Origin of the sequence: Paraburkholderia sp. (assembly GCF_036488505.1) — a bacterium.
Classification (GTDB): Bacteria; Pseudomonadota; Gammaproteobacteria; order Burkholderiales; family Burkholderiaceae; genus Paraburkholderia.
On sequence record NZ_DASXHN010000189.1, the window covers coordinates 1 to 5,760 of the forward strand.

At 61.2% G+C, this 5,760-nt stretch carries 7 protein-coding genes; all 7 read right to left on the minus strand.

The genetic code is table 11. The features are described 5' to 3' along the window. Positions 1 to 852 (minus strand): acyl-CoA dehydrogenase family protein (locus VGH68_RS11065; protein WP_331603665.1); only part of this gene is annotated, 852 nt, incomplete at its 3' end. A gap of 10 nt (positions 853 to 862) precedes the next feature. Next, entirely contained in the window at positions 863 to 2,059 is a 1,197-nt protein-coding gene (locus VGH68_RS11070) for an acyl-CoA dehydrogenase family protein (RefSeq protein WP_331603666.1), read from the minus strand. A 48-nt stretch (positions 2,060 to 2,107) separates the two neighbouring features. Continuing rightward, positions 2,108 to 2,533 carry a DUF1178 family protein gene (locus VGH68_RS11075; protein ID WP_331603667.1) on the minus strand — a complete coding sequence of 142 codons (426 nt, stop codon included), beginning with the start codon at positions 2,531 to 2,533 and terminating at the stop codon, positions 2,108 to 2,110. Between the two features lie 399 nt (positions 2,534 to 2,932). Next, the gene (locus tag VGH68_RS11080; protein WP_331603668.1) at positions 2,933 to 3,523 is read right to left on the minus strand and encodes an NUDIX hydrolase; all 591 of its coding nucleotides are present in this window, start codon (positions 3,521 to 3,523) and stop codon (positions 2,933 to 2,935) included. Between the two features lie 43 nt (positions 3,524 to 3,566). Beyond that, a complete protein-coding gene (locus VGH68_RS11085; protein WP_331603669.1) occupies positions 3,567 to 3,863 on the minus strand; it encodes a DUF2818 family protein in 297 nt (98 codons plus the stop codon). Then, positions 3,863 to 5,335: an NADH-quinone oxidoreductase subunit NuoN gene (gene nuoN, locus VGH68_RS11090; RefSeq protein WP_331603670.1), complete on the minus strand. Its 1,473-nt coding sequence runs from the start codon at positions 5,333 to 5,335 to the stop codon at positions 3,863 to 3,865. Before nuoN ends, VGH68_RS11085 begins: the two co-directional genes overlap by 1 nt. A gap of 25 nt (positions 5,336 to 5,360) precedes the next feature. Beyond that, positions 5,361 to 5,760 (minus strand): proton-conducting transporter membrane subunit (locus VGH68_RS11095; protein ID WP_331603671.1); only part of this gene is annotated, 400 nt, incomplete at its 5' end.

Consider the following 5,760-nt stretch of genomic DNA (forward strand, 5'->3'; position numbering starts at 1 on the left):
CGCCTGTTCGGCGTGAATCCGCATCTCGACCATACGGTGCTGCAACGCTTGAAATCGCGCGATCGGCTGGCCGAACTGCTGGCGCGTCTTGGTGTACTCGCCCGTTGCATGGTTCAGTGCGTCGAGCGCGCCGACCGCTACCGCGCACAGCAACACCGTGCCGTAGTCTGCAATGTGCTCGAGCGCTGCGGCACCCGAGTGTTTGCCGGCGAGCTGGCGTGCAGGCGTGCCATCGAACTCGAGCGTCGCGGCGCGCTGGCCGTCGATTGTGCGGTAGTCGGTGACTTTGACGCCGGCCGCATCGCGGGCGACGACAAAAAGCGCGATCTCGCCATTCAGCCGAGCCGGCACGATCCAGTAATCCGCTTGCGCACCGTGCAGCACAACCGATTTCGTGCCGGTCAACGTCTGCTGATTGTCTTGACCGTTCGCAACCGTGTCGACCTCGAACAGATCGTAGCGAGAGTGCGGCTCGTGAAATGCCACTGCCAGCTTGATCTCGCCCTGGGCCGCACGTTCGAGCAGCGATGCGTCTTCGCCCTGCCCGGTGCCCGCCAGCCGCAGCGCCTCGATACCCACAGCGGTCGCCCAGTACGGCTCGACCACCAGAGCGCGCCCGAGCTCCTGCATGACCACCAGCATGTCGATCGGGCTGCCGTTGAAGCCACCTTGGGCTTCCGGCACCGGCAACGCAGTCAGGCCCAGTTCGGTAAAAGCTGTCCAGTGCGCGTCCGACACACCGGTCTCCGATTGCACGATCGCCTGGCGCGCTTCGAACCCGTAGCTCTTGTCCAGATAGCGGCGCAGCGCGTCAGCAAATTGCTGTTGTTCGTCGTTGAAAGTGAAGTCCATGCGCCGCTCCTCAAAGTCCCAGAATCATCTGCGCGATGATGTTCTTTTGAATTTCGTTCGAGCCGCCGTAGATCGACGTCTTGCGGAAGTTGAAGTAGTACGCGGCCAACGGCGCGGCGTCGTCGTCACCGGCGAGGCTATGTTCGCGTTCGCCTTCGAGGAACGGCACGTCGAACGGCGCGGCAAGCGGCCCGATCGCCTCGAACATCAGCTCGGTCAAGCCCTGCTGCACCTCGGTGCCCTTGATTTTCAGCATCGACGCTTCCGGACCGGGACCGCGTCCGCCCGCCTCGTTGGCAACGACGCGCTGCACGGTGACTTCGAGCGTCATCAGTTCGATCTCGAGACTCGCGACCTTGGCGGCAAACACCGGATCGTGCAGCAACGGCGTGCCATTCTTTTTCTGATTCAGCGCGAGCCGCTTAAGAAATACCAGCTCGCGCTTGGACGCTCCAACCCTTGCGATGCCGGTGCGCTCGTGCCCGAGCAGGTACTTCGCGTAGGTCCACCCGCGGTTTTCTTCACCGACCAGATTCTCGACCGGCACTTTCACGTCCTCGAAAAACACCTCGTTGACTTCGTGATCTTCGTCGAGCGTGATGATCGGCCGCACGGTGATGCCCGGCGTTTTCATGTCGATCAGCAGGAAGGAGATGCCCTCCTGCTTTTTGGCGCCGCTGTCGGTGCGCACGAGGCAGAACATCATGTCGGCGTGCTGGCCGAGTGTGGTCCAGGTCTTCTGGCCGTTGACCAGGTAATGATCGCCGACACGTTCGGCGCGAGTGCGCAGCGACGCGAGGTCAGAGCCCGAACCCGGCTCCGAGTAGCCCTGGCACCACCAGTGCGTACCGTCGAGAATGCGCGGCAAATAACGACGCTTCTGCGCGTCGGTGCCGTACTTCATCAACACCGGCGCGACCATCGATACACCGAACGGCAGCACGACCGGCGCGCCGACCCGCGCGCACTCCTCGTCCCAGATATGACGCTGGGTCGCATCCCAGCCCGGGCCACCGTACTCGCGTGGCCACGCAACCGCCGACCAGCCGCGCGTACCGAGCAGCCGGTGCCAGCTCGCGAAATCTTCGCGGGAAAGACGCTTGTGGTTGAGTACCTTGTCGCTCAGCTCGCGAGGTAGATTTGCGTCGAGCCAGGCGCGGATGTCGGCGCGGAACGCCTGTTCAGCGGAAGAATAGTCGAGATTCATGCGCAGTGTCTCCTGGCCGCCACCCTCGGCCGCCAGGAAGCCGCCACGCTATTGCAGCGGTTCCTTCAGCGCAGCCGGGACCGGCAGCGGCATCACTTCAATGCCTTCCTCGACCAAGGCACGCGCATCTTCTGGTGTCGTGACACCGCGGATATTGCGCGCGGGCGCTTCGTTGTAGTGAATGCGCCGTGCTTCCTCGGCGAAGCGGTCGCCCACGTTCTCCGTCTTCTCCAGTACCTCGCGCAGCGCGCGCATGGCACGCGCCTGCATTTGCTGCGCGCCCACCGCCGCCTTCGTCGCGGCCGCACCCGACAAATTCAGGCGCGGTGCCGAAGGCAAACGGCTCACTTCTTTCGCGCCGCAGATCGGACATTCGACGAGCTGCCGGGACTGCTGCGATTCAAAGTCATCAGCGGAAGCGAACCAGCCTTCGAACCGATGGCCATGCGGACACTGTAAATCGAGGACCTTCATTGGAGTCGGGGCTTGCGTGCCAGTTTAGCGCAAAAGGAACATTTGTGAACGGTCGTTCGTAAAGTCGACGAGGCGACCCGCCGGGGTCCGCTGTTGCAAGTAAATCGAACGCGGTGCGCGATTTTAACGCTTTGCGCGACGCATTGCCGAAGCGGGTTGGCCCGCGAGCCGCAGGCGTTTCCCCTGTTTAAACCGGCTCACCGATGGCATCGACGTCACTGCCTTCCTCAGCCTTTCGCTGAAGCCGATCATTCAACGTTAACTATGGACAGTACAGTTTCCCCATGCGTGCACTTCGACATCAAGGCACTGCGCCGAAATGACAAAACCCTTGCTGGTCATCGACCAGCAAGGGTTTTTCGCATCGTGCTTCGAATCGATTATTCGATACGCGCAAGCTTATGCCGATTCCGGCGCCGCCATCGGCCACGCGCCGGACAGCACTTTCTCGAGCCAGAACGTACCGATGATCGTTTTCACGTCGGTGACTTTGCCCATGCGAATCCACTCCGACACTTCCTCGACGGTCGCGGTGAAAAGCTCGAGGAACTCGCCTTCATCGAGTTTGCGCTCGCCCGCCGTCAGCCCACGCGCGAGATAGATATCGATGAATTCGGTGGAATACGAAATGATCGGATGCACACGCGTCAGATACACATACTCGCGCGCGGCGTAGCCGGTCTCCTCGCGCAGTTCACGCACCGCGCAAGCCAACGCACCTTCGTTCGGGTCGAGCTTGCCGGCCGGATATTCGACCATGACCTTGCCCATCGGATAGCGGTATTGGCTTTCGAGCAGCACGCGGCCGTCGTCGAACAACGGAATCACCATGACCGCGCCCGGATGCTGAACGTATTCGCGCGTGGCCTGCTTGCCATCCGGCAGACGCACGGTATCGCATTTCAACGTCAGAAACGGACCTTGATGGACGGTCTTGCTGTCGACACAGGTCTCGATAAGCGCGGCGTCGTGGTTAGGAAGTTTAGCCATATGCGGACCTCAGCACAACCTGATGCGCGACGGCGTGGCGCCGTCAGCGGCGTTTGGCGAGATATTGGAAAGTGAAGCCGGGGAACGCGAACACGACAAACAGCGCAAACGTGATCGCATAGAATTGCCAGCCCTGTTCGAAGCGATTTCCTGCGCGCGCTTCGAGCACGAAGCCCAGCGCGCCGACGACGAAATACAGCACGATCAATTCGCCAATCCGGAGCCAGGCGCTTTTCTTCGCCGCCTTCAACGGCACGGCGGCGAAAAGACGCTGATTCAGGAACGGCAGGTTGGCACCGACCAGCGCCAACAGCACGATAAACCAGCCCGCAGCGGACATCAGAGCAGCAGCGTGTGCTGGATAGCCTGCAGACAGGCGCGCAACAGCGGATCCGGCACGATACCGAGCACCAGCACCGCCACTCCGTTGAGCGCGAGTAGCGCGCGCGTGCTCGTATCGGCGAGGATCGGCGACTTGTCTTGCGGCTCGTCGAAGTACATCAGCTTGACGATGCGTAGGTAGTAGAACGCACCGAATAGCGACGTGATCACGGCCAGCACGGTGAGCCAGGTCAGACCGGCGTTCATCGTCGCCTGCAACACCGCGAGCTTCGCGTAGAAGCCGACTGCCGGCGGAATGCCTGCGAGCGAGAACATCATCACCATCATCACGAACGCGAACACCGGGCTACGCTGATTGAGGCCCTTGAAGTCTTCGAGCGTATCCGCTTCGAAATCGCGGCGGGCGAGCAGCATGATCACACCGAACGTACCGAGCGTCGTGATCAGGTAGACGATGCTGTAGAACATCGCCGAACCATACGCGTTCGCGGCACCCGTGGTCTTCTGATCAACCACACCGGCAAGCAGTCCGAGCAGCACGAACCCCATGTTGGAGATCGCCGAGTACGCGAGCATCCGCTTGACGTTGCGTTGCACGATACCCGTGATGTTGCCGACGATCAGCGACAGTGCCGCCAGGATCACCAGCATCTGCTGCCATTCGACCGCGAGCGGCAGCAGGCCCATCACCAGGAAGCGCAGGCCCCACGCGAATGCGGCCACCTTCGGACCGCCACCGACCGCGAGCGTCATCGCCGTCGGTGCGCCCTGGTACACGTCGGGCACCCACATATGGAACGGCACCGCACCCATTTTGAACGCCACGCCAGCCACGATGAAAATCACGCCGAACAGCAGCACCGTCGCATCGTAGTGGCTGGTGCTGATCGCCTTGAACACTTCGTTCAGGTCGAGCGAACCGGTTGCGCCGTACAACATCGAGATACCGTACAGCAGGAAACCGGACGCGAGCGCGCCGAGCACGTAGTACTTCATTGCGGCTTCGTTCGAAGGCGCCGCATCACGGCGCAGTGCGATCGCACCGTACAACGACAGCGACATCAATTCCAGACCGAGGTACAGCGTCAGGAAGTTGTTGCCCGAGATCATCACGAGCTGACCGAGCAACGAGAACATGCCCAACAGGAAGAACTCACCGCGGAACAACCCGCGATCCTCGAGGTACCGGCGCGAATAAACGATCGACACGGCATAGCCGAGCGTCACCACCGCCTTCATCACGCTGGCGAACGAATCCACCACATACATGTGACCGAAGAAGTAGTGAACCTGCGGGTCGAACGCGTTCACCGCGAACCAGATGCCGGCAATCAGCGTCGAGAAGAACGCGATGAAATACGTGGTACGGCGACCGGCCTGGCCGACGAACGTGTCGTTGAGCCACGCGACCACAACGGCGAGCATCACCAGTGCGTCGGGTAACAGGGCAGTCATAGGGGCGTTTTGCATGATCTTTAAATTCCTCCGCTCTGCATTACTGTGGCAACGGCAGTTTGGACTGCGCGACGTGGGAGAGGAGGTTTTCCACGGATACGTGCATCACATCGGTAAAGGGCTTCGGATACAGGCCCATGAACAGCGTCAGTGCGGCGAGCACTGCCAGCATGAAAAATTCGCGGCGATTGATGTCGATGAGGCTCTTCACATGATCGTTGGCGATCGCGCCAAAGTACACGCGCTTGTACATCCACAGCGTGTAGGCCGCGCCGAGAATCAGCGTGACAGCCGCACCGCCTGCGATCCAGAAGTTGTACTGGACAGCAGCCAGAATCACCATGAACTCGCCGACGAAACCGGAAGTACCGGGCAAGCCGCAATTCGCCATCGAGAACAGCATCACGAACGCCGCGAACTTCGGCATCACGTTGACGACG